We start from the raw sequence: 22,587 nt of genomic DNA, 5'->3' as shown, positions 1-22,587 counted from the left end.
TGTTGCGTGATCACGAACAGCGCGTGTCCGGTGAGTTAATCGACTCGTTCTCGCCAATTGCCCCATTTTCGGCCATGCGGACAGCGCAACCAGTTGCGTACGGGTCTACGCCCCGTCCGGCATGGACTCCCGCGCGTGGAGGTCGGCAAGTGCGTCCTCGATGCCCCGGTGGAACGTCGGGTACGCGAAGATCATGTGCCGCAGCGTCTCCACGGGCACCTCCGCCTGGACGGCGACGGCCAGGCCGTACATCACCTCGCCGCCCATGGGCCCGGCCGTCGTCGCTCCGACGAGCACCCCGCGGTCCGCGTCCTCGACCAGCTTGACCAGGCCGTCGTTGCCGGCCTTGTGGATCCAGCCGCGCGCCGAGGACGGCACGCGCGACAGGCCGGTGCGCACCCGCAGCCCCTTCTCCCGCGCCTGATGCTCGGTCAGGCCCACCGCGCCGATCTCCGGGTCGGTGAACGTCACCCGCGGCAGGGCGCGGTAGTCGGCGTGGGGGCCGGGTTCGCCGAGGATCGCGCGGATGGCGACCTCCGCCTCGTACATCGCCACGTGCGTGAAGGCGCCGTGGCCCGTCACGTCGCCCACGCCCCACAGCCCGGGTGCGGCCTGCATCCGGCCGTCGACGGCGAGGGCCCGCCCGCCGGGGTCCAGGCCGACGCTCTCCAGGCCCAGCCCGGCCAGGTCCGCGCGGCGGCCGGTGGCCACCAGTAGCTGATCTCCCGTCAGCTCGGTGCCGTCCTCCAGCGCGAGCACGAACCTGTCGCCCTCGTGCCGCACGCCGGCGGCCCGGGCGCCCGTGCGCAGGACGAGCCCCTCCCGGCCGAGCACCTCGGCCAGCAGGGCGCCCGCCTCCGGCTCCTCGCCCGGGACCAGCCGGTCCATGGCTTCCACGATCGTGATGTGCGTGCCGAAGCGGGCGTAGACCTGGGCGACCTCCAGGCCGATCGCGCCGCCGCCGAGCACGAGCAGCGAGCGCGGCGCCTCCTTCGCCGAGACCGCGTCCCGGTTCGTCCAGTAGGGCACGTCCGCGAGGCCCGGCACCGGTGGGATCTGCGGCCGCGAGCCCGTCGCGAGCACCACGCCCAGCCGGGCCTCGAACCGCGAGCCGTCGCCGGTGCCGCCCTCGACCGCCACCCGGCGCGGGCCGGTGAGCCTGCCGCGCCCGCGGACCAGGCGGCCGCCCTTGCCGGTGAGGCGGTCGGCCGCCACCTGGTCGTTCCAGTCGTCGGTGGCCTCGTCGCGGATCCGGGCCGCCACGGGCGCCCAGTCGGGCACGACCTGCCCGGTGGACCCCGCCATGCCGGGCACGCGCCGCGCCTCGGCCAGCAGGTTCCCGGCGCGGATCATCATCTTGCTCGGCACGCAGCCCCAGTACGGGCACTCGCCGCCGACCAGCTCCGCCTCGACGCCCACCACGCTCAGCCCGGCGTCCGCGAGCCGGCCAGCGACGTGCTCACCACCCGGTCCCAGCCCGATGACGACGACGTCCACCTGCTCGGCCATGGCAAGCCACCTTCCGCTCGGGTCGGCCGGACAGCCCCACCTTCCCACCAGCCGCCGACGGCGTCACCCCGTTCCTGCCGTGGAAGCCCCGCCCTCCAGGGCGGGGAGGCCCGGATCGCCATGCCGCTCGGACGAGTAGGGATGTCCGGACGCGCCCTGTTGTCACTGACCCCCGCTACGCTGAACGGGCTAGGACGACGCCGCGGACGGCCGAGGAAGCCGCTGCGGACAGCCGAGATTCCGGGCCCGCCCGGCACGCCTACCGGCTTCGTGCGGTCATTGTCCGACGCGCCCCGGCTGGAGCACCTTGGTGAACAGCACCGCGCCGTCCTCGTCCCGCAGCCGTACGGTCAGCTCGCCGCTGTCGCCCGCGATGGCCACCTCGCCGAAGAACTGACTGCCCTGCCCGGGCGGGACGTTGGCCGTGGCGGGCGCCTTGAGGAACACCTGCCGCGGGCCGAACGTGCCGTCCAGCGCGTTCGCCGGGAAGCCGCCCGCGTTCAGCGGGCCCGAGACGAACTCCCAGAACGGCGCGAAGTCCTTGAACGCCGCCCGCTCCGGCTCGTAGTGCTGCGCCGAGGTGTAGTGCACGTCGGCCGTCAGCCAGACCGTGCCGGTGATCCGCCGGTGCTTGACGTGCCGCAGCAGCTCGGCGATCTGGAGCTCGCGGCCCAGCGGCGCGCCCGGGTCGCCCTGGGCCACCGCCTCGAACTTCTCGGGCCCGTCGGTGACCACGAGGCCCAGCGGCATGTCGGAGGCGATCACCTTCCACACGGCGCGCGAGCGCGACAGCTCCCGCTTGAGCCACTCCAGCTGGCGGGCGCCCAGGATGCCCTGGGTGTCGTCGGGCGTGCGGCCGGGCGAGTTCGCGTTGCGGTACGTGCGCATGTCCAGCACGAACACGTCCAGCAGGGGGCCGTGGCGCAGGACGCGGTAGACGCGGCCGTCGCCGTCCTCGCGCTGGGTGGAGATGGGGAAGTATTCGGAGAAGGCCCGCCGCGAGCGGGCGGCCAGGGCGTCGGCGCTCTTCTCCGCGTAGCGCGCGTCGTCCAGGAGCTGGCCCGGGTACCAGTTGTTGTGCACCTCGTGGTCGTCCCACTGGACGACGGTGGGCACCTCGGCGTTGAAACGGCGCAGGTTGGTGTCCAGGAGGTTGTAGCGGAACGCGCCGCGGAACTCGGCCAGGGTCTCGGCGACCTTCGCCTTCTCCTCCGTGGTGACGTTCCGCCAGATGCTGCCGTCCGGCAGGGTCACGGACGGCGCGATGGGGTTGTCGGCGTAGATGTTGTCGCCGCTGCACAGGAAGAAGTCCGGTGCGAGGCGGCGCATGTGCTCGTAGATGCGGTAGCCGCCGCGGTCGGGGTTGATGCCCCAGCCCTGCCCGGCCAGGTCGCCGGACCACAGGAAGCGCACGTCCGAGCGGCGGGCGGGCGCCGTACGGAAGGTGCCGTGGACCGGGCGGCCGGTGCGGCGCGGGTCGTCCGGGTCCGCGAGCAGCACGCGGTAGTGGATCCGCTCCCCGGGCGGCAGCCCGTGCAGCGCCGTGCGGCCGGTGAAGTCCGTGTCCGGGCCGACGAGCGGGCCCGCTATGCGGCGCACCTTGCGGAACGACTCCGTGGCCGAGGTCTCCACGATCATCCGGGCGCGCCGGTCGGCGCGCACCCACACCAGGCCCGACGAGGACGTCACGTCACCGGTCTGCACGCCCCACCGCGCCTCCGGCCGCCCGGACAGCGCCAGGGCCGGTGCCGTGCCGGCCGCCGCGGGCAGCGCGGTGACCGCGGCGGCGCCCGCCGCGCCCCGCAGGACGGCTCGTCTGCCCACGCCGAACCCGGGCCCGTGCGCCATGGAAGTCCTCCTCTTTCCGTGTTCCTGACGGTGTGTTCCTACCGGCGCGAGGTGCCCGGCGGCCGAACGTGCAGTGAACATGAGGTGCCTTGCGCGGCCCCGGCGTCAACGGGGCACCCCGGCACGTCGTCGTCCGGGGTATATGTCCCGTATCAAAGCGTGGCTACCGGTATCTGTTGGTCTGTGATCCCACGAATCCGGTGGCGCCGCGCCGCCACCGCAGCAGCCCTGTGCCTGTCCGCCGCCCTCGCTCCCGCCGCCGCCCCGGCCTCGGCCGCGCCGCCGCCCGTGCCGCACGACGCGCCGGAGGCCCCCTCGGCGTCCGTCGCCAAGGAGGAGCTGGCCGGGCTCACCGTCGAACTGCCGCACTCGATGGCCGGTTACAGCCGTGCCAAGTTCCCCCACTGGATCAAGCAGATGGGCACCTGCGACACCCGCGAGGTCGTCCTCTCCCGCGACGGCCAGGACGTGAAGACCGACGACCAGTGCCGCTCGGTCTCCGGCCGCTGGCACAGTGCCTACGACGGCAAGGACTTCACGGTCGCCGGCCAGCTCGACATCGACCACATGGTGCCGCTCGCCAACGCCTGGCGTTCGGGGGCCGACTCCTGGTCCACCGACCAGCGCAAGCGGTTCGCCAACGACCTGACCAACCCTCAGCTGTTCGCCGTGTCCGCCGCCTCCAACCGCGCCAAGGGCGACCAGAGCCCGGACCAGTGGCGGCCGCCGCTGGGCGCCTACTGGTGCTCGTACTCCCGCGCCTGGACCCACGTCAAGCACGTGTACAAGCTCAGCGTGACCCAGAGCGAGCAGGACACCCTTGCTGCCATGCTGGACACATGCGACCGATGAGCAGCACGAGCAGCAGCCGGTGACCGGCGAACGGCCCGGCGGGCCCTTCGTGGACCAGGTGACCGCCGGACCGGGCGGGGCGATGACCGATGACGTCGGCGTCATCACCGGCGACCTCACCGTCGCCACCGCCGCCCTGCCCGGCGGAAAGGCCCGCGTCGACGTCCAGTACACCGGGGCCGAGGAGTGGTACACCCTCACGGGCAGCCCGGTGCCCGTCCCCGGGGACGGGCTGGCGGCCCTCCACGGCCGGGTGCTCGCCCGCATCCGCGAGGGAGGCGCCGCGGAAGTCCCCCGCTGAGCCCCCTCGCGCCCCCGCCGGGACCCCCGCAACCCCCACTATGATCACCGTCGGCCGGAAGTGATCATGCTTCCGGGCCCGGACCGGGTCACGGGGAAATGCGGGGGAACACATGCGCAAGACGGTCACCTGGACGGCGCTGGCCGTGACGGCGGCCACGCTGGTGACGGGCTGCGGGACCGGGCTGGGCACGGGCGGGAGCGGCGCCGCCGCCGCGGCACCCCGCCAGGCCGCCGCGGCCCAGGGCGAGCCGGCCGTGCGCCGGGTGACTTTCGAGCTCCTGGGCACGGGCTCCTCCCAGGTCACCTACGTGGCCCGCGAGCGCAACGCCACCGAGCAGGTCTCCCTGCCGTGGACGAAGACCCTCGACGTCATCTTCCGCGACACCGACCCCGAGGAAGGCGTCCTGCTGGCCCTGGTCCCCGGCTCCGTCTACGGCACCGGCCCCGAGCACGACGACAAGTTCGCCACCCCGCCCTGCGTGATCAAGGTCGACGGCAAGCAGGTCGCGGCCGACAAGGGCGGCAGCTCCGTCCGGGGCTGTGAGTACACCCTGAAGCCGGCGCCGTAGCTCGTAGCAAGCTACGAACGAGCCCCGTGCCGGAGTCTGCAACAACCGACAGTAGACTCGGCAGCGTGTCTGTGAAGCCCCGCATCCCCAATGTCCTGGCCGGCCGCTACGCCTCCGCCGAGCTGGCCGTCCTGTGGTCCCCCGAGTACAAGGTGACGCTGGAGCGGCGGCTGTGGCTCGCCGTCCTGCGCGCCCAGAAGGACCTGGGGATCGAGGTGCCGGACGCCGCCCTCGCCGACTACGAGCGCGTCCTCGACCAGGTCGACCTCGCCTCGATCGCCGAGCGCGAGAAGGTCACCCGGCACGACGTGAAGGCCCGCATCGAGGAGTTCAACGCCCTCGCCGGCCACGAGCACATCCACAAGGGCATGACGTCCCGCGACCTCACGGAGAACGTCGAGCAGCTCCAGATCCGGCTGTCCCTGGAGCTCGTCCGGGACCGCTCCGTCGCCGTCCTCGCCCGCCTCGGCAAGCTGGCCGCGGAGAACGCCGAGCTGGTCATGGCCGGCCGCTCCCACAACGTCGCCGCCCAGGCCACCACCCTCGGCAAGCGCTTCGCCACCGGCGCCGACGAGCTCCTCGTCGCCTTCGCCCGCCTGGAGGAGCTCCTCGGCCGCTACCCGCTGCGCGGCATCAAGGGCCCCGTCGGCACCGCCCAGGACATGCTCGACCTCCTCGGCGGAGGACCTGAAGGGACAGCCAAGCTCGACGAGCTGGAGCGGCGCATCGCCCACCACCTCGGCTTCGCGCAGGCCTTCACCTCCGTCGGCCAGGTCTACCCGCGCTCGCTCGACTACGAGGTCGTCACCTCCCTCGTGCAGCTGGCCGCCGCGCCCTCCTCGCTCGCCAAGACCATCCGCCTGATGGCCGGGCACGAGCTGGTCACCGAGGGCTTCAAGCCCGGCCAGGTCGGCTCCTCCGCGATGCCGCACAAGATGAACACCCGCTCCTGCGAGCGCGTCAACGGCCTCATGGTCATCCTGCGCGGCTACGCCTCCATGGCCGGCGAGCTCGCGGGCGACCAGTGGAACGAGGGCGACGTCTCCTGCTCCGTGGTGCGCCGCGTGGCCCTGCCGGACGCGTTCTTCGCGCTCGACGGCCTCATGGAGACCTTCCTCACCGTGCTCGACGAGTTCGGCGCCTTCCCGGCCGTCGTCGCCCGTGAGCTGGACCGCTACCTGCCCTTCCTCGCCACGACCAAGGTGCTGATGGCGGCCGTGCGCGCCGGGGTCGGCCGCGAGGTCGCCCACGAGGCGATCAAGGAGCACGCCGTGGCCTCCGCGCTCGCCATGCGCGAGCAGGGCGCCGAGCGCAACGAGCTCCTCGACAAGCTCGCCGCCGACGAGCGGATCCCGCTGGACCGGGCCGGCCTCGACGCCCTGATGGCCGACAAGCTGTCCTTCACCGGCGCCGCCGCCGCCCAGGCCGGGGTCGTGGTCTCCCGCATCGAGGAGATCGCCAAGCGCCACCCGGAGGCCGCCGCGTACGCGCCGGGGGCGATCCTCTGACACCCGCCGAGCTGGAAGCCGCCCGCGACCGCCTCGTACCCGACGTGGTCGCGGACGGCCTCCGCGTTCTCTTCTGCGGCATCAACCCGGGCCTGATGACGGCGGCCACCGGCCACCACTTCGCCCGCCCGGGCAACCGCTTCTGGCCCGTCCTGCACGCCTCGGGGTTCACGCCGCGGCAGCTGCGGCCCGCCGAGCAGGAGGAACTGCTCGGCTACGGGCTCGGCATCACGAACGTCGTCGCCCGGGCCTCGGCGCGGGCCGACGAGCTGAGCACCGCGGAGTACGTGGAGGGCGGCCGCATCCTCACGGAGAAGGTGCGGCTGCTGAAGCCGCGCTGGCTGGCGGTCGTCGGCGTGACCGCCTACCGCGTCGCCTTCGGCGACAAGCACGCGAAGATCGGCCCGCAGGAACGGACGATAGGCACGACCCGCATCTGGGCCCTGCCCAACCCGAGCGGCCTCAACGCCCACTGGCCGCTGCCGAAGATGGCGGAGGAGTTCGCCCGGCTGCGGGTGGCTGCCGCCGGCGATGCCTGAACGCGGCCTGATCATGTCCGGCACCGCCGGACCGCGCCGTCGTGACCGAGCGCCGTTGCGGCGGAGGGGAGCGTGCGGTCCGGCGCCGGGAGGCAGGCGTCCGGCTCGCCGGGGCCACCTCCAGGGCCCCGCACGGTGACGAGGCCGTCGGTCACGAATCCCGGCGGTGCAGGGACCACCAGCCCGCTGCCGCTGCGAGGGCCGTCCACGTGGCCATCACGGCCATCCCCGACCAGGCCCCGAGCGGGCCCTCGGGGGCGGGGTGCAGGATCTGCTGACCGGCCCGGTCCGGGAGGTACGCCACGAGCCTTCCGATGCCGGACACCCCGGCGAAGACCGGCGAGATCAGGAAGACCACGGGCGTGAGCAGGGACAACGCCCCGACCTGGCTGCGGACGACCGCGGCCACGCCCGCCGAGAACATGGTCAGCAGCGTGAGGTACAGACCGCAGCCGATCGCCGACCGCAGCGCGCCGGGCGCCCCCAGCCCCACCCCGTACTCGCCGAGCAGGCCCTGCGCGCCGAGGAAGCAGCCGAAGCCGGTCGCCAGGCCCACCGGCAGGGCGGCGGCGCCCACGACGAGCAGCTTGCCGCCGAAGAACAGGCCGCGGCGCGGGACGGCGGCGAGCGAGAGCCTGATCCCGCCTCCGGCGTACTCCCCGGCGACCGCCATCACGCCGAAGCAGACGGCGGCGATGTGCCCGAAGTTGAGGCCGTAGTACGAGCCGTACACCGGCTCGAAGTCCGCATGCCTCGCCTCGGCCTTGCCGACCATGGCGTGGACCAGCAGCGTGACGCCGACCGTGCAGATGAAGGCGGCGAAAAGGGCGACGAGCAGGGACCGTACGGAACGGATCTTCACCCACTCGGAGCGGAGGACGGGCGCGAGGGCGGTCATGACGGCGTTCCTTCCTGGTGCGTGAACTCGGTGGAGCCGGCGGTCAGGGCGAAGTAGGCCTCCTCCAGCGAGGCGCTCCCGCCGACGAACTCGTCCAGGGGCGCGTCGGCCAGCAGCCGGCCCCGGCCCAGGACCACGAGGTGGTCGGCGGTCTGCGCCATCTCGCTCATGAGGTGGCTGGAGAGGAGGACGGTCCGCCCCTCCCCGGCCAGGCGCCGGGCCAGCCGGCGCAGCTGGAGGATGCCTTCCGGGTCGAGCCCGTTGGCCGGCTCGTCGAGCAGCACCACGGGCGGGTCGCCGAGCAGCGCCGCGGCCAGGCCGAGCCGCTGCCGCATCCCGAGGGAGAAGGTGCGCACGCGCCGCCGGGCGGCGGTCGCGAGCCCGGTCTCCTCCAGCACCGCGTCGACGCGGCGGGCGGGGATGCGGTTGCTGAGCGCGAGGGTGAGCAGGTGGTCGCGTCCGGTCCGGGCCGGGTGGGCGGCCGAGGCGTCCAGCAGCGCGCCGACGTGCCGCAGCGGCTCGGCGAACGAGGCGTACGGCCTGCCGCCGACGAGGGCGGTCCCGGAGGTGGGCCGGTCGAGGCCGAGGAGGATGCGCATCGTGGTGGACTTGCCGGCGCCGTTGGGGCCCAGGAAGCCGGTCACCCGGCCGGGCCGGACGGTCACGGTGAGCCCGTCAAGGGCGCACACCGGGCCGTACCGCTTGGTGAGTCCGCGAATCTCGATCAAGGTCATGGCTCAAGGCTCGCGCCGGGGCCCGGGCCGGCACTTCCCCCGCGCGTGGGGACCGCCTCCCCCACGCGGGGGAGGGCGCCGCCCGCGGGCCGCTGGAAGGATGACGATCATGATCGCCCTCCTGCGCCCGCTGACCCGAGCGGTCACGTACACCCGCTGGCTGCACCTGGTGATGGCGGCGGTCGTCGCTACCGTCTTCGCGTTCGTGTCGCCCGGGCTCGGCAACGTCAACAGCCCGGCGGCCGCCTGGCTGCTCGCGGTGCCGCTGCCCTTCCTGGTGATCGCGGCCATGGTCCCGGGGGTGCGGCTCTCGGAGGGCATGCAGGCGCAGTTGCTGCTGTTCCCGGCGGGGAGACCGGCAGGGAAGCCGGTGGGGAGGCCGGTGGGGAGGCCGGACGCGGAGCCGCCGCACTTCACCCCCGCGCGCTCGGCGTCCTGGGCGGACCGCCGGCGCACGGCGATGTGGCTGATCGTGCGGTACGAGGCGGGCGTGGCGACCGCGTTCCTCTCGGTCCACGCACCGACGCTGGCGGTGAGGCTCATCGGCGGCGCCGCCGGGAGCGGCCCGGTGCGCGTACCGCCGTGGAGCCCCGCGCCGGGCGGCCACTGGTCGTACGCCGTCCTGGGCCTGCTCGTGGCCGTGCTGTTCGTCGCCTTCGCCGCCCTGGCGGGGGAGTTGCAGGCGCGCGCCGCGCGGGCGCTCCTCGGCCCGTCCGCGGCCGAGCGGCTGGCCGCGCTGGAGGAGCGGACGGAACGGCTGCTGGAGCACAACCGGCTCGCCCGCGAACTGCACGACTCCGTCGGGCACGCGCTCACGGTCGCCGTGGTGCAGGCGGGCGCGGCGCGCGCGGCGGGCTCGCCCGCGTTCACCGAGCAGGCCCTGGCCGCCATCGAGGAGACGGGGCGGCACGCGCTGGAGGACCTGGAGCGCGTCCTCGCGGTCCTGCGCGAGGACGCGCCCGGGCCGGCGGCGGGCCGCCCGGGCCTGACCGACGTCGAGCGGCTGCTCACCGCAGCCCGGGGCTCCGGCGCCGAGGTCACCGCCGACGTCACCGGCGCGCTGGAGGCCGTGCCGGGCCCGGTCTCGCGCGAGGGCTACCGCATCGCCCAGGAGGCGCTCACGAACGTGGTGCGGCATGCGGGCCCCGTGCCGGTCTCACTGCGCATCACGGTCCGCGCGGACGCCCTGGAGCTGGACATCCGCAACCCCCTTCCAGGGGCCGCGGGCCACGCCGTCAGCGGTGCCGTCAGCAGTGCCGTCAGCGGTGGCGGCAGCGGCCTGCGGGGCATCCGCGAACGCGCCGCGCTGCTCGGCGGCCACGCCGAGACCGGGGTGCACGAGGGGGTGTGGCGGGTACGGGCGGTGCTGCCGCTGGGGGCGTAGGGCGCGCCCGGCGGACCGTCAGCGGGACGGATCCTGCCGCCCACTGGCGGGCAGCCCCGGAACCGAAACGTGCTCACTTAGAGTGCCCCCGTGCCGATAACTGTTCTGCTCGTCGACGACGAGCCTCTCGTCCGTGCGGGCCTGCGCGCCATCCTGGAAGCGCAGCCCGGCATCGAAGTCGCGGGCGAGGCCGCGGACGGCGCGGCCGTGGTCCCGATGGTCCGTCAGCTGCGGCCGGACGTCGTCGCGATGGACGTCCGCATGCCGCTGCTGGACGGCATCGAGGCGACCCGCGCCGTCCTGCGCACCGTGGACCCGCCGCCGAAGATCGTGGTCGTGACCACCTTCGAGAACGACGAGTACGTCTACGACGCCCTGCGCGCGGGCGCCGACGGCTTCCTCCTCAAGCGCTCCGCGCCCGCCGAGATCGTCCAGGCGGTCCGCACGGTCGCGGCCGGCGACTCGCTGCTGTTCCCCGCCGCGCTGCGGCGCCTCGCGGCCGGGCGCGGCAACGAGCGGGCCCGGGCGGCCATGGAACGGGCGGCCCTGACCGCTCGCGAGGCCGAGGTGCTGCGCCACATGGCCCGCGGCCTGTCCAACGGGGAGATCGCCCAGGCCCTGCTGCTCGGCTCCGAGACGGTGAAGACGCACGTCAGCGCGGTGCTGGCGAAGCTCGGGGCGCGGGACCGCACCCAGGCGGTGATCGCCGCGTACGAGTCGGGGTTCGTGACCCCCGGCTGATCCTCGGGCTGATCCGCCCGGCCGCCCCCCGGCCGGGTCCCGAGGCTCGCCGCGGGCCACCGCACCGGATACGATCCGGCCAGTAGGCAAAGGACGCGTAAACGCGAGGAGGCGGCGACGTTGGGGCGGCTCACCGGCGGGGACCCGTCCCTGCTGCGGCGGATCAACTCGGCCGTGGTGCTGCACGCGCTCCGTACGGCCGCTTCTCCGGCGTCCCCGCTGGCCGCCGCGCCCACCCTCACGGACCTGGTCAAGGTCACCGGCCTGTCCCGGCCGACCGTGGAGGGCGTGGTCGAGGGCCTGATGGAGTCCGGACTGGTGGTGGAGGCGCCCGCCGAGGACGGCGAGGCCCGCCGCCAGGGCCGGCCCGCGCGCCGCTTCCGCTTCCGCGTCGAGGCGGGCCACCTGCTCGGCATCGAGATCGGGCCGCACCGGATCGCCGCCCTGATGGCCGACCTGAGCGGCCGCGTCATGGGCTCGGCGTCCGTGGACGTCGCGGAGACGGCCCCGGCCGACGAGCGGCTGGACCGCGTGCGGGAGGCCGTCGCCGACCTGCTGGCGCGCTCGGGCGTGCCGCGCAGCGGGCTGCGCGCGGTCGGCGTGGCCACCCCGGGCATCGTCGAGGCCGACGGTACGGTCCGGCTGGGCACGGCGCTGCCCGGCTGGACGGGCCTGCCGCTGGGGGAGCGGCTGCGCCGCTCGTTCCGCTGCCCGGTCCTCGTGGAGAACGACGCGAACGCCGCCGCCGTCGCCGAGCACTGGAAGGGCGCGGCCACCGGCTCCGACGACGTCGTCTTCGTTCTGGCGGGGCTCAGCCCGGGGGCCGGCTCGCTGATCGGCGGGCGGCTGCACCGCGGCTTCGGGGGCGCGGCGGGCGAGATCGGCGCGCTGCACCTGCTGGGGCGCGAGGCCACCCCGGAAGAGGTGCTGTCCACGACGGGCGAGCCGCTGCACCCGCTGGACGAGGCGCAGGTCGCGCAGGTCTTCGCCCTCGCGCGCGAGGGCGACGAGCGGGCCGCCGCGGCCGTGCAGCGCTTCATGCGCAGGCTGGTGCACGACGTGGCCGCGCTGGTGCTGGCCCTGGACCCCGAACTGGTCGTCGTCGGAGGCTGGGCGGCGGGCCTGAGCGGCGTCCTGGAACCGCTCCGCACGGAACTGGCCCGCTACTGCCTGCGGCCCCCGCAGGTGGTGCAGTCGATGCTGGGGGAGGCGGCAGTGGCCACGGGGGCGCTGCGCTTGGCGCTCGACCACGTGGAGAAGCAGTTGTTCGCGGTGGAAAGCACGGTCACCGCGCGGCGGTGAGGTCCCCTCTTCGCCGGGCTGAGCCGCGGTTCGGGGCCGCCGGGACGGCCCATTGCGGATGGGCGCCGGCGCGGCGGCTCCGGTATGCGGGGGTCGCGACCGGCCGGCGAAGCCGTCACAGCAGTGGCTCTGCCGCGGGATCACGGCACTGGCCGGGCAAAGATGCCCGCCGCGACGGCGTCGAGCCACCACGGCGAGGGTCCGGCGGAATCGCAGGCCCGCCGCAACCGGTACGCCGGGCGCGAGCCGCCGCAAGCGCGCCGTCAGCCCGCCGCCAGCAGCTGTACCCCCGTCTCACCGAAGGTGAGCCGGCACGTGTCCGCCCGGTACGTCGCGACGGCCACCGCCGCCGTGGCGCCCTCGGTGAAGTAGCGCGTGGTGACGAGGAGGACGGGCGCCCCGGGCAGCCGGTCGAGCTGCTTGGCGTCCTCGGCGCGGGCCGAGCCCAGCTCCACTGCGCGGTCCTGGCCCTCCAGGGCGAGGCGCTGGAGCTCGCGCAGGACCGTCCGGGCGCGGGCGGCGCCCGACGCGGTGTCGATCGCGGCGAGGCCGGGGACGGAGTGCCCGGGCACGTAGAGCAGTTCGGCGGCGACGGGCTGGCCGTGCGTCCGGCGGATCCGGCGGACGGTGTGGACCGGCCGCCCGGCGGGCGTGCCCAGCAGCCGGGCGACGGCTGCGGGCGGGGCCGCCTCCAGGCAGTCGACGGCCTGCCAGGAGTCCGCGGTGGTGCCGGGCCACGCCTGCTCGGCGTCGCCGACGGCCACGCCCACGCGGGGCGGGGCGACGGTGGTGCCGACGCCGCGGCGCCGCTGCAGCCGCCCTTCGAGCTCCAGTTGTTCGAGCGCCTGCCGGAGCGTGGCCCGTGCGACGCCGAACCGGGCGGCGAGCTCCCGCTCGTTCGGCAGGATCTCACCCACCGCGAATTCGGAGTCGAGCGCCTCGCTGAGGACGGTCTTCAGGTGCCAGTACTTCGGCTCCGGCACCGTGTCGAGCTGCGTGGTCCCCACCCTGATCCTCCGCAAAGCATTTTGCGCGCTTCTTTATTAAAGGTTGTTGCAGTATGGCGACCATAGGACGGTGCCCGGACTTGGTCAAGACCAATGCCCCGATTACCGTACGGGCGGAAGACATCGGAAGACACAGACGAGGGGGACGGGGCGATGGATCAGGTCACGGTGGTCACGGGAGGCGGCCGGGGGATCGGCGCGGCGGTCGCGGTGCGGCTGGCGCGCGCGGGTCACAGCGTGGGCATCGGCTACGAGCACGCGCGCGAGGCCGCCGAGGCGACGGCCGAAGAGGTGCGCGCGGAGGGCGTCCGCTGCGTGGTCGTCCAGGCCGACACCAGCGTGGAGAGCCAGGTCGACGCGCTGTTCGACACGGTGCGCGCGGAGCTGGGCCCGGTCACGGGGCTGGTCAACAACGCGGGCGTGACGGGCCTGCTCGGCCGGTTCACGGAGACGCCGGTGGAGCGGATGCGCAGGGTCGTCGACGTGAACGTGACGGGCGCTCTGATCTGCGCCCGCCGCGCGGCGCTGGAGATGTCGACCCGGCACGGCGGCGAGGGCGGTGCGATCGTGAACATATCCTCGGCCGCGGCCACCCTCGGCAGCCCCGGCGAGTACGTGCACTACGCGGCGAGCAAGGCGGCCGTCGACGCGATGACCATGGGCCTGTCCAAGGAACTCGCCGAGGAGGGCATACGGGTCAACTCCGTACAGCCCGGGCTGATCGTCACGGACATCCACGCGTCGATGGGCTTCCCCGACCGGCCGAAGCACAAGGCCGCCGTCGTGCCCATGAGCCGCGCGGGGCAGCCGGACGAGGTCGCGGGGGCGGTGGCGTGGCTGCTGTCGCCGGAGGCGTCGTACACGACGGGGGCGGTGCTGCGGGTGGCCGGCGGCCTGTAGGCGGCCGGCCGGCTGTGCGGCGAGGCGGCCGGCTATGCGGCCAGGCCGCCGAGCTTGTCGGGGTTGCGCACCAGGTAGACCGCCACGATCCGGCCGTCCGCCACGTCGAGGGTGAAGGCGGTGTCCGGGCGGCCCCCGGACAGGACGAGGGCGCCGGGCCGGCCGTTGATCTCCAGGAAGCGGACCTCCGCCTCCGGCCGGGGCTGGTGCGCCACCGCGTACAGGAAGCGCCCGACCTTGTCCGCGGTCTCGATGACGCGCAGCGGCGCCTTGACCTTGCCGCCGCTGTCGCCGACGAGCCGCACGTCGGGCGCGAGCAGCTCCAGCAGGTTCTCGATGCTGCCGCCCGTGGCCGCCGCGAGGAACTTCTCGGTGAGGTCGCGCTGCTCGGCCGGGTCCACGGTGAAGCGCGGCCTGCGCTCGTCGACGTGGCGGCGGGCCCGGCTCGCGAGCTGCCGCACGGACGCCTCCGAGCGGTCGAGCGTGACGGCGATCTCGCCGAAGGGGAAGCCGAAGGCCTCCCGCAGGACGAAGACCGCCCGCTCCAGCGGCGACAGGGACTCCAGGACCACGAGCACGGCGAGCGAGACTGAGTCCGCCAGCACCGCCCGCTCGGCGGTGTCCGGGACGGCCGGGCCGTAGTCGGTGGCGATCGGCTCGGGCAGCCAGGGGCCCACGTACGCCTCGCGCCGCGCCTGCACCTGGCGCAGCCGGTCGACGGCCAGCCGGGTGGCGACCCGGACGAGGTAGCCGCGCGGGTCGCGCACGTCCCCGCGGTCGGCGCCGGACCAGCGCAGCCACGTCTCCTGGACGACGTCCTCGGCGTCGGTGACGCGGCCCAGCATGCGGTAGGCCACCCCCGTCAGGACGGAGCGGTGTTCCTCGAAGGCCTCGAGCGCGGCGTCACAAGCGGTCACCGGGCCATCGTACGGCTCTTCGCACAGGGTCTACCCTGCGGTAACTCTTACTGACATCCTGTCTCAATACCTCAGCGGTCACTCCAGGATGACGAGGAGCCACCCATGGCCGACACGGTCGTCTTCCCCATCGACACCCCCGCCGGACGGCGGACGGCGGAGGTGTCCTACGAACGGCTCGGCGGCGGGGAGCCGCTGGTGCTCCTGCACGGCATCGGCCACCACTTGCAGGCGTGGGACCCGGTCGCCGGCATCCTCGCCGCCGAGCGCGACGTCATCGCCGTCGACCTGCCCGGCTTCGGCGCGTCCCCCGCGCTGCCGGACGGCGTCAGCTACGACCTGCGCGGCGTGGTCCCCGTCCTCAGAGGGCTGTTCGAGGCCCTGGACCTGGACCGGCCGCACGTCGCGGGCAACTCCCTCGGCGGGTTGCTGGCGCTCCAGCTCGCCCACGAGAAGCTCGTACGGACCGCGGTCGCGCTCTCGCCCGCGGGCTTCTGGACCGAGGCCGAGCGCCGCTACGCCTTCGCCGTGTTGCGCGCGATGCGGCGGGGCGCCGAGTCGCTGTCCCCGCAGGCCGTGGCCCGGCTGGCCCGCACGGCCGCCGGGCGCGCGGCGCTGGCCGGCACCATCTACGCCCGCCCGGGCCGCCGTTCGCCCGACGCCGTGATGGCCGAGACGCGGGCGCTGCGCGAGTGCGCCGGCTTCGCCGCCACCCTCGCCGGCGGTCGGCGTGTCCTGTTCACGCACGACATCGCGGACGTCCCCGTGACCGTCGCGTGGGGTACGCGCGACCGGCTGCTGCTGCGCCGCCAGGGCGTCCGGGCCAAGCAGGTGATCCCCGGGGCTCGGCTGATCCGGCTGCCCGGCTGCGGGCACGTGCCCATGAACGACGACCCGGCGCTCGTCGCGAGAGTCATCCTCGACGCGACGCGCTGAACGCGGGCCGAGCTGTCCGTCTACGTGTTGGACCAGTCGCGCGTGGACAGCACCAGGCGGTAGCCGTCGGGGTCCTCGATTGTGACGCCCCACGTGTCCCAGTAGGGGTTGTGGGCCTCGACGCGCCTGCCGCCGTACGCCTCCAGGCGGTCGACGAGCTCCTGCGGGACCTCCTCGGCGACGTAGACGACCAGGAGGTCCTCCACGGTGGGCACGGGGCGTACGAACTCGCCCTCCGAGACGACCAGTTCGAGGTGCCAGCCCGCGTCCGGCCAGCCCAGCATCAGCAGGGAGTGGTCCTCCCGGGGCGGGGCGTCCGGGGCGGCCTCGTGCCGGTAGAGGACCGACAGGCCGAGCCCCTCGGTCCAGAACCGCTCCGCCGCCGCGAGGTTGCGGGACGGGCGGGCGATGCGCACGTGGGCCTTGCCGTCGACAGGCACGCGGTTTCTCCTTCGCTCGGGAACACCGGGATCACCGGGATCGCCGGCAACACTGGGAACATCGGCAACATCGGGGACATTGGGAACGCCGGACGATCTCCGTCTGACCTGCACGGATATCATCGACCGGACAGCCCGTGGGCCGTCAATGGGGCCTCTGGGCAGCACCGTGTCAGGAGAGCCATGCCGTCCGCCGCCCAGCCCCGTGTCCTCTACGTCACTGACCTCGCCTACCCGGCGCGCGGACGCAGGTACTGCGACGAGGACATCTTCCTGTCCTCCCGGCTGCGCGAGGACTTCGACATCGCCCTGTGCCACCCGCTCGACGCCGCCGCACTGATGGACGCCTTCGACGCCGTCGTGGTCCGCAACAGCGGGCCCGTGCTGCACTACCAGGCCGCGTACGACGCCTTCGCGCGCCGCGCGGCCGAGGGCGGCGTGCGCGTCTACAACCAGCTGACCGGCAAGGCCGACATGGCCGGCAAGCAGTACCTGCTGGACCTGACCGCCGCCGGATTCCCCGTCATCCCGACCGTCGACCGCGCCGAGGACGCCGGCCGCCTGCCCGCCGCCGACGAGTACGTGGTCAAGCCGAAGCTCGGCGCGGACTCCATAGGCCTGCGCTTCGTCCCGCGCGAGGAGCTCGCGGACCTCTCCTACGGACCCTCCGGCAGCGTTCTCGTCCAGCCGCGGATCCGCTTCCGCTACGAGGTGTCGTTCTACTTCGTCGACGACGCCTTCCAGTATGCCCTCCACGCGCCCGACCCCGACCGCCGCTGGGAGCTCGTGCCGTACGAGCCCACCGCCGAGGACCTGGCGTTCGCGCAGCGCTTCGTCGACTGGAACGGCATCGAGCACGGCATCCAGCGCGTGGACGCCTGCCGCACCCCCGAGGGGGAGCTGCTGCTGGTCGAGCTGGAGGACCTCAACCCGTACCTGTCCCTGGACCTCGTGGACCCGCGGACGCGCGACGCCTTCGTCGACGCCCTCAAGGCCGCGCTGCACCGGCTGCTGGAGAGCTGAGCCGTTAGAGGGGCCTTGGCGGGCTTACGGCTGAGCCCGCAGCCACCCCGTCACGTCGCCGGTCGTCGCGGCCCCGCCGGCCGGCGGCGTCACCCAGAACGCCCGGCCCTCGTCCGCGCTGAAGTGCGCGCCCGTCCGGCCGTCACCGGACGAGCGTCCCGTCAGGCGGCGCCCGATCCACGGCACGAGGTGCTCGCGCGTGAAGCGGGCGTCGGAGGCGCGGCGGGCGGCCCAGCCGGGCCGGACGGCCGGGGGCAGCGTCGCGCGCCAGTCGGCCTCCGGCTCGTGGCCGAGCGCCTGCCACACGGCCTCGGCCACCCGCCGGTGTCCCTCGGCGTTCAGGTGCAGGCGGTCGTCGGCCCACAGCCGCGCGTCGCCCAGCACCTCGGCGCCGAAGAGGTCCACGACCACGGCCTCGTGCCGCTCCGCCAGCGCGTCGACGAACGAGAACAGCTGCTCCATGCGGGGGCGGAACCGCTCCAGGACGGGGCCGCGCCGGCCGGGGCTGCGCATCAGCACCAGCTGCTTGCAGCTCGGCGCGAGCCGGTCGGCGGCCTCCGCCAGCCGGGCGCACACCTCGTCCACGTCGCACTTGGGCCGCAGCACGTCGTTCAGGCCGCCGACCAGCGTCACCACGTCCGCGCCCAGCTCGGCGGCCGCCGCGGACTGCTCGTCCGCGATCTGGCCGATCAGCTTGCCGCGCACGGCGAGGTTCGCGTAGCGGAAGCCGGGGCTACGGGCCGCCAGCCGCGCGGCGAGGAGATCGGCCCAGCCCCGGTAGGAGCCGTCCGGCAGCCCGTCGGACATGCCCTCGGTGAAGGAGTCCCCGACCGCGACAAAACTGGTGTAAGTGGCATTCATCTGCATGGCGCGGGCGATCCTACTCCTCCGGCCCGACCCTTGGCCGCCCCGGCCCGGGCTGATGCCGCCGGCGCATTCGGCCTGTCCGGCGGGATGGCCTGTACCGTGCCGATTCCCCGGAAGCGCCGTGTCCCCCTGCCGGCCCGTAGGCAGGGGGACAGGGGGACAGGGTCGTTCAGGTCGTACGGTCAGATCACTTGCAGGTCGCGATTCCGATGGCGAGGCCGCCGAGGGCACCGGGCATCGCTCCGGCGCCGCCCGCCTCGATGGTGCCCACGAAACCCCCGATGATTCCGGCGACCATCTTGTCCCTGATGCAGTTCAGCTTCTTGTCTTTGTCCTTGTCCTCATCCTTGCCGTCGGAAGCGGTACGCATCGCGAGGACCGTCTTCTTTGCAAGGGCTGTCTTCGCAGCCACGGTGCCGACCGGGGCGGGGTCCGCGGTGCCGACGGAGAAGACCGGCGGGGTCACGGTGCCTTCGATGGTGCTTCCGGTGACGCCGTCGATGATCTGGGTGACTTTGTTCCCGTCGACGGATGTGTTGATCTTGTGGGTGGTGCCGTCGGTGGCCTTGACCGTTCCGGGAAGAATCGTCGCGATCGTGCTGCCGTCGCTGTCGTCGATGGCCCGTACACCGCCCTTGTAGGCGGTCAGGTGGGTGCCCTTCGGCATGTCCACGGTGTTCGTCGTGGTCGCGGCGAGGGCGGCGGGCTTGACGTCCGGGCTGCCGGTGCCCGTGCCGGTGCCGGGTGCGGTCGTGCTGGTGCGGGCGACGTACATGGTGGATCCGGCCGCCGAGTTGATGACGGGGACGGTGACGGTCGCGTCCGTGGTCCACGGCTGGTTGTCGGTGTCGAAGGTCCACGTGCCGGTGACCTTCTTGCCGACGGCGGCGAAGTCGACCCATCCGTAGCTCTTGGCCGGGACGTCGATCGCGATGCCGTTCACGGTGGTCTCGTCGGAGGTGTAGGTCTGCGTCGCGGTGAGCTGGCTGGAGATCATGGCCTGGACCGGGGCGGAGACACCGACGGAGGTCGACACGCCCGCGGAGTACGCCTGTGCCCAGCCGGAGTGGTAGATCGTGGTGAAGACCTGCTTCATGGTGCCGCTGGTGTCGTTGTACCAGACCGACGAGGCGGGCTGGCGCGGCAGGACCTCGGGCTGCCCCTCGGACTTCTGCGTCCACGAGCAGGTGGAGGTCTTCTTGGAGCACAGGTCGGCGTAGTAGTCGAGGGCGAGCTTCCGCGCCTCGGCCGCCTTTGACGCGGGGACCGTCCATTCCTGGCTCGCGCTGCCGTTGCAGACGTTGGGCTGGGCGAGGATGCCCCACAGGTGGAGCCCGCCCCGGTTGTCCATGCACCACTCAGTGCCGCTGCGGTCGTCGCGGCGGACGATGCCGAAGGTGTTGGGCTTGCCGTCGACGGGGCGGAAGTTCCACTGCTCGCCGTCCTTGCCGCAGGACTGCTGAACGGCGGGCTGGGTGGCGTAGATGCACTTCCCGGAGGAGGTGCTGGCGATGTTGAACGTGCCGGGGGCGCCGAGCTTGATCAGCCGCCAGTTCCGGTAGTTGGTGCCGTCGGGAGTGACGGAGATCTGGTTTCCATCGTTGTTGCCGGTCGCGTTGAGGGTGCCGTCCGGATTGGTGAACGTCCAGGCATCGGAGTCCGCGGCCTGCGCGGTGGTGGCGGTGGCGATGACGCCGGCGCCGGTGGTGAGCATGAGCAGGGCGAGGAACGGGGCCGCTATGAGGCGTCTGACGCCCCTGGGGTGTCTAAGCATGTGACCTTCCGTGGTGACTCCGTGAACTTCCTGTGAAGCATGACGAGCCTATGAAGACCCCGGACACGTCGTCCGCCCCTTTGATCATTTGGCCTGATATCAGCCACGGGGTGGTCGCAGTCCTCACGCCAGGAGTTTGCACGGGCCGATGAAATCGGACTGAAAACACGGAAGATGACGATGACGGGGGAGTGCCCTCGTACCTCATGGCCGCCGCCCGCCCGCCCGCAACCGATGGCTGCAGGGAGCCGCTTGTCCGGTGGCGGCACTGATACGAGCACACGGCCGTGGACGTGATTCACCGAGCATGGCTTTCGTCAGCCGCCTGAGGGCGACCGGTTTCGGGGCGGAGGTGGGTCAGGAGAGGCGGAAGGCGGTGGCCAGCATGCTCATCTGGGCCCTCAGGAGGGTTCGGGCGTGGTGGCCCATGCCCGCGTACTGGCCGGACACTTCCAGGTGGGCGGTGCCGTGCAGGTGGGACCAAGCGAGCACCGGGCCGGCAAGGGCGCAGCCCGCGTTCGGGTCGTCGGGGGTGAGGCCGGCGTACTCGCGCAGCCAGTCGGCGGCCGTTTCGTCCTGGTGCAGCCAGGCGGTCATTTCGTCGACGACCGGCTGGACCGTATCGGTGGGCCGGCCGGTGGCGAAGACCTTCACGAAGGGGCCCATGCCGGCGCGGGCGCGGCGCACTGTGTCGGGCGGGGCGGCGTAGCCGGGGATCGGGTTGCCCTGGATCAGCAGGTAACGGTGGGGTTCGGTGACGGCCCAGTCGAGGTGGGCATCGGCCAGGCGGTGCAGGGCGGCGGCGGGACTGCCGGGCAGGTCGGCGGCCGCGTGCCGGATCGCGGCGGCGATGTCGTCGTAGGCGTCCCGGACCAGGGCGTGGAGCAGGTCGTCGCGGCCGGCGAAGTACCGGTACAGGGCCGGGCCGGACAGCCCGATCTCTTTGGCGATGCGTGTGAGGGCCACGGCGGAGGCTCCGCCCTCGGCCAGCTGCGCCAGGGCGATCTCCTTGATCCGGGCGCGGGTCTGCTCCCGGTAGCGGACCCGGGGGCTGGATGCTGCGGCGGCCATGACGGTCCTCCTGTGCTGTCTGTCCGGTGTCCCGGGTCCGGAGAACTCGGTAGACCTTGCCCGAACCGCACCCGAGAGAGTTATGGTGTCTAACAGATGTGATTCATCGTAACGCGCAGGCCGCCTCGCGCGGATCACAGCCCGTACGAAGAGCTGGAGGACATCTCTCATGAACGCCGCTGATTTCCACGTCGTCCTGGGTGCGGGCCCCGCAGGCACCGCCGTTGCCACCGAACTCGCCCGCCGTGGGCACGGGGTCCGTCTCGTCGACCGCTCGGGGGCCGGGGAGCCCATCGACGGAGTCGAACGTCGCAAGGGCGATGTGAGCACCATCGAGGGAGCGCTGACGGCGATCGAGGGCGCCGGTGTCGTCTACCACTGCGTGAATGTCGCCTATCACCTACAGGTCGAGGTGATGCCCGGCATCCAGGACGCGATCCTCGGCGCGGTGGAGACCGCCGGGGCGCGCCTCGTCGTCCTTGACACCCTCTACCCCTACGGCGAAACCCACGGTCAGGTCATGACCGAAGACACCCCCTGGAACGCGACCGGCGCCAAGGGCAGGATGCGGGCCGCCCTCGACGAGAAGTACCTGGCCGCGCACCGTGACGGCCGAGCCCGTGTCGTGCTCGGCCGCTCGGCGGACTTCGTCGGCCCCGGCGTGCTCAACTCCACCCTGGGCGGCGCCGTCTTCCCCGGCGCCCTGACCGGAACCGACGTGCTGGGCCTGGGTGACATCGACCTGCCTCACAGCTACACCGACATCCGCGACGTCGCCGCCGGCCTGGCCACCCTGGGGGAACGTCCCGACGGCGACGGCCGCGTCTGGCACCTGCCCACCGCCCCCACCCGGTCCACCCGCGAGATCTTCCAGCAGATCGAGCGGAAGGTCGGGCAGCCCCTGAAGATCACCATCATGAGCGAGCCGCGCCCCTTCGGGCCGTTCGACGAGGTGTTCATAGACTCCTACGCCGAGCTGTTCTACCAGCACACCGAACCGCAGGTGATGGACTCCACCGCGATCCAGGAGACCTTCGGTATCAAGCCGGTCGCCTTCGACGCGACCCTGGACGACACCCTCGCCTGGTACCGGGCCTTCCTTGCCCGGGCCCGGCACTGACCGCAGACACCGGAGCCCTCTGAACCCTGCAACGCTGCGGTTGAGCACCGGCCCGGTCTTGCAGTGAGCGCGGGCTCGCTGCAAGACCGGGCCGGATGCGCCAACAGCGGCCGAGGGCGTCGCCGGTGTGCGTTACTGGGCCGGGCGGCCTGCCAGTTCGCGTAGTACTCCAGCAGCGTTTCGCTATCTGGCCTGGTCAAAGGCGTCGTCGGGAGTGCAGTGGTCCGGTCGTGGATCAGGGGCGGTCCGGCCGGACCGCCCCTCCAGCGTGTGGGGCGGGATCTGGCTGGCCGGCTCCGGTGCCGACAGCCTTCCAAGGTGATCGACGAGTATGCGGACGTAACG

The 22,587-nt window shown here is 73.2% G+C and carries 22 protein-coding genes; 12 read left to right on the top strand and 10 right to left on the bottom strand.

All coding sequences use genetic code 11. The features are described from left to right. Positions 1–105: 105 nt before the first annotated feature. Positions 106–1,509 (bottom strand): dihydrolipoyl dehydrogenase family protein, encoded by a 1,404-nt coding sequence (locus D7231_RS27995; protein WP_120758351.1) that lies wholly within the window; start codon positions 1,507–1,509, stop codon positions 106–108. A gap of 276 nt (positions 1,510–1,785) precedes the next feature. Beyond that, positions 1,786–3,357: an alkaline phosphatase D family protein gene (locus D7231_RS27990; protein ID WP_120758350.1), complete on the bottom strand. Its 1,572-nt coding sequence runs from the start codon at positions 3,355–3,357 to the stop codon at positions 1,786–1,788. A 186-nt stretch (positions 3,358–3,543) separates the two neighbouring features. Between D7231_RS27990 and D7231_RS27985 the strand changes: the two genes are divergently transcribed. The 5 genes from D7231_RS27985 (at position 3,544) to mug (ending at position 7,128) form a co-directional block, all read left to right on the top strand. Next, entirely contained in the window at positions 3,544–4,209 is a 666-nt protein-coding gene (locus D7231_RS27985) for an HNH endonuclease family protein (RefSeq protein ID WP_241999962.1), read from the top strand. 82 nt (positions 4,210–4,291) lie between these two features. Next, the gene (locus tag D7231_RS27980) at positions 4,292–4,510 is read left to right on the top strand and encodes a hypothetical protein (RefSeq protein ID WP_228775506.1); all 219 of its coding nucleotides are present in this window, start codon (positions 4,292–4,294) and stop codon (positions 4,508–4,510) included. Between the two features lie 112 nt (positions 4,511–4,622). After that, positions 4,623–5,081 (top strand): hypothetical protein, encoded by a 459-nt coding sequence (locus tag D7231_RS27975; protein ID WP_120758348.1) that lies wholly within the window; start codon positions 4,623–4,625, stop codon positions 5,079–5,081. 65 nt (positions 5,082–5,146) lie between these two features. Continuing rightward, positions 5,147–6,589 carry an adenylosuccinate lyase gene (gene purB, locus D7231_RS27970; protein WP_120758347.1) on the top strand — a complete coding sequence of 481 codons (1,443 nt, stop codon included), beginning with the start codon at positions 5,147–5,149 and terminating at the stop codon, positions 6,587–6,589. Further along, complete coding sequence (mug, locus tag D7231_RS27965) at positions 6,586–7,128, top strand: G/U mismatch-specific DNA glycosylase (RefSeq protein ID WP_120758346.1); 543 nt, start codon at positions 6,586–6,588, stop codon at positions 7,126–7,128. Before purB ends, mug begins: the two co-directional genes overlap by 4 nt. A gap of 151 nt (positions 7,129–7,279) precedes the next feature. Here the strand turns inward: mug and D7231_RS27960 are convergent, their stop codons facing one another. Both D7231_RS27960 and D7231_RS27955 read right to left on the bottom strand, forming a co-directional pair. Then, positions 7,280–8,026 (bottom strand): ABC-2 transporter permease, encoded by a 747-nt coding sequence (locus tag D7231_RS27960; protein WP_120758345.1) that lies wholly within the window; start codon positions 8,024–8,026, stop codon positions 7,280–7,282. Next, entirely contained in the window at positions 8,023–8,760 is a 738-nt protein-coding gene (locus D7231_RS27955) for an ABC transporter ATP-binding protein (RefSeq protein WP_120758344.1), read from the bottom strand. Before D7231_RS27955 ends, D7231_RS27960 begins: the two co-directional genes overlap by 4 nt. A gap of 109 nt (positions 8,761–8,869) precedes the next feature. Between D7231_RS27955 and D7231_RS27950 the strand changes: the two genes are divergently transcribed. The 3 genes from D7231_RS27950 to D7231_RS27940 all read left to right on the top strand — a co-directional run bounded on the left by D7231_RS27950 (position 8,870) and on the right by D7231_RS27940 (position 12,187). Beyond that, positions 8,870–10,144 carry a sensor histidine kinase gene (locus D7231_RS27950; protein ID WP_120758428.1) on the top strand — a complete coding sequence of 425 codons (1,275 nt, stop codon included), beginning with the start codon at positions 8,870–8,872 and terminating at the stop codon, positions 10,142–10,144. Between the two features lie 90 nt (positions 10,145–10,234). Continuing rightward, entirely contained in the window at positions 10,235–10,885 is a 651-nt protein-coding gene (locus D7231_RS27945) for a response regulator transcription factor (protein ID WP_120758343.1), read from the top strand. 120 nt (positions 10,886–11,005) lie between these two features. After that, positions 11,006–12,187: an ROK family protein gene (locus D7231_RS27940; RefSeq protein WP_120758342.1), complete on the top strand. Its 1,182-nt coding sequence runs from the start codon at positions 11,006–11,008 to the stop codon at positions 12,185–12,187. A gap of 263 nt (positions 12,188–12,450) precedes the next feature. Here D7231_RS27940 and D7231_RS27935 read toward each other — a convergent pair whose 3' ends face one another. Then, entirely contained in the window at positions 12,451–13,194 is a 744-nt protein-coding gene (locus D7231_RS27935; RefSeq protein ID WP_120758341.1) for a GntR family transcriptional regulator, read from the bottom strand. Positions 13,195–13,347: 153 nt separating this feature from the next. Here D7231_RS27935 and D7231_RS27930 point away from each other — a divergent pair, with 153 nt between their 5' ends. Then, a complete protein-coding gene (locus D7231_RS27930) occupies positions 13,348–14,094 on the top strand; it encodes an SDR family oxidoreductase (RefSeq protein ID WP_120758340.1) in 747 nt (248 codons plus the stop codon). Positions 14,095–14,126: 32 nt separating this feature from the next. On the opposite strand, the gene D7231_RS27925 is transcribed toward D7231_RS27930, so the two are convergent. Further along, a complete protein-coding gene (locus D7231_RS27925) occupies positions 14,127–15,011 on the bottom strand; it encodes an RNA polymerase sigma-70 factor (protein ID WP_120758339.1) in 885 nt (294 codons plus the stop codon). Between the two features lie 105 nt (positions 15,012–15,116). On the opposite strand from D7231_RS27925, the gene D7231_RS27920 reads away from it, so the two are divergent. Further along, a complete protein-coding gene (locus D7231_RS27920; protein ID WP_120758338.1) occupies positions 15,117–15,947 on the top strand; it encodes an alpha/beta fold hydrolase in 831 nt (276 codons plus the stop codon). A 20-nt stretch (positions 15,948–15,967) separates the two neighbouring features. Here the strand turns inward: D7231_RS27920 and D7231_RS27915 are convergent, their stop codons facing one another. Then, on the bottom strand, positions 15,968–16,387 hold the full coding sequence (locus tag D7231_RS27915) for a VOC family protein (protein WP_120758337.1): 420 nt from the start codon (positions 16,385–16,387) through the stop codon (positions 15,968–15,970). 183 nt (positions 16,388–16,570) lie between these two features. On the opposite strand from D7231_RS27915, the gene D7231_RS27910 reads away from it, so the two are divergent. After that, entirely contained in the window at positions 16,571–17,410 is an 840-nt protein-coding gene (locus tag D7231_RS27910; RefSeq protein WP_120758336.1) for an ATP-grasp domain-containing protein, read from the top strand. A gap of 24 nt (positions 17,411–17,434) precedes the next feature. Here the strand turns inward: D7231_RS27910 and D7231_RS27905 are convergent, their stop codons facing one another. From D7231_RS27905 to D7231_RS27895, 3 genes are all read right to left on the bottom strand, one after another. Next, the gene (locus D7231_RS27905; RefSeq protein WP_120758335.1) at positions 17,435–18,277 is read right to left on the bottom strand and encodes an SGNH/GDSL hydrolase family protein; all 843 of its coding nucleotides are present in this window, start codon (positions 18,275–18,277) and stop codon (positions 17,435–17,437) included. A 187-nt stretch (positions 18,278–18,464) separates the two neighbouring features. Continuing rightward, positions 18,465–20,051: an RICIN domain-containing protein gene (locus tag D7231_RS27900; RefSeq protein ID WP_120758334.1), complete on the bottom strand. Its 1,587-nt coding sequence runs from the start codon at positions 20,049–20,051 to the stop codon at positions 18,465–18,467. Positions 20,052–20,408: 357 nt separating this feature from the next. Beyond that, positions 20,409–21,122, bottom strand: a complete 714-nt coding sequence (locus D7231_RS27895) for a TetR/AcrR family transcriptional regulator (protein ID WP_120758333.1) — start codon at positions 21,120–21,122, stop codon at positions 20,409–20,411. Between the two features lie 169 nt (positions 21,123–21,291). Between D7231_RS27895 and D7231_RS27890 the strand changes: the two genes are divergently transcribed. Continuing rightward, entirely contained in the window at positions 21,292–22,242 is a 951-nt protein-coding gene (locus tag D7231_RS27890; protein ID WP_120758332.1) for an NAD-dependent epimerase/dehydratase family protein, read from the top strand. Positions 22,243–22,587: the final 345 nt, after the last annotated feature.

The organism is Streptomyces klenkii (assembly GCF_003626645.1).
Classification (GTDB): Bacteria; Actinomycetota; Actinomycetes; order Streptomycetales; family Streptomycetaceae; genus Streptomyces; species Streptomyces klenkii.
This window is presented reverse-complemented; position numbering and strand designations above follow the sequence as displayed.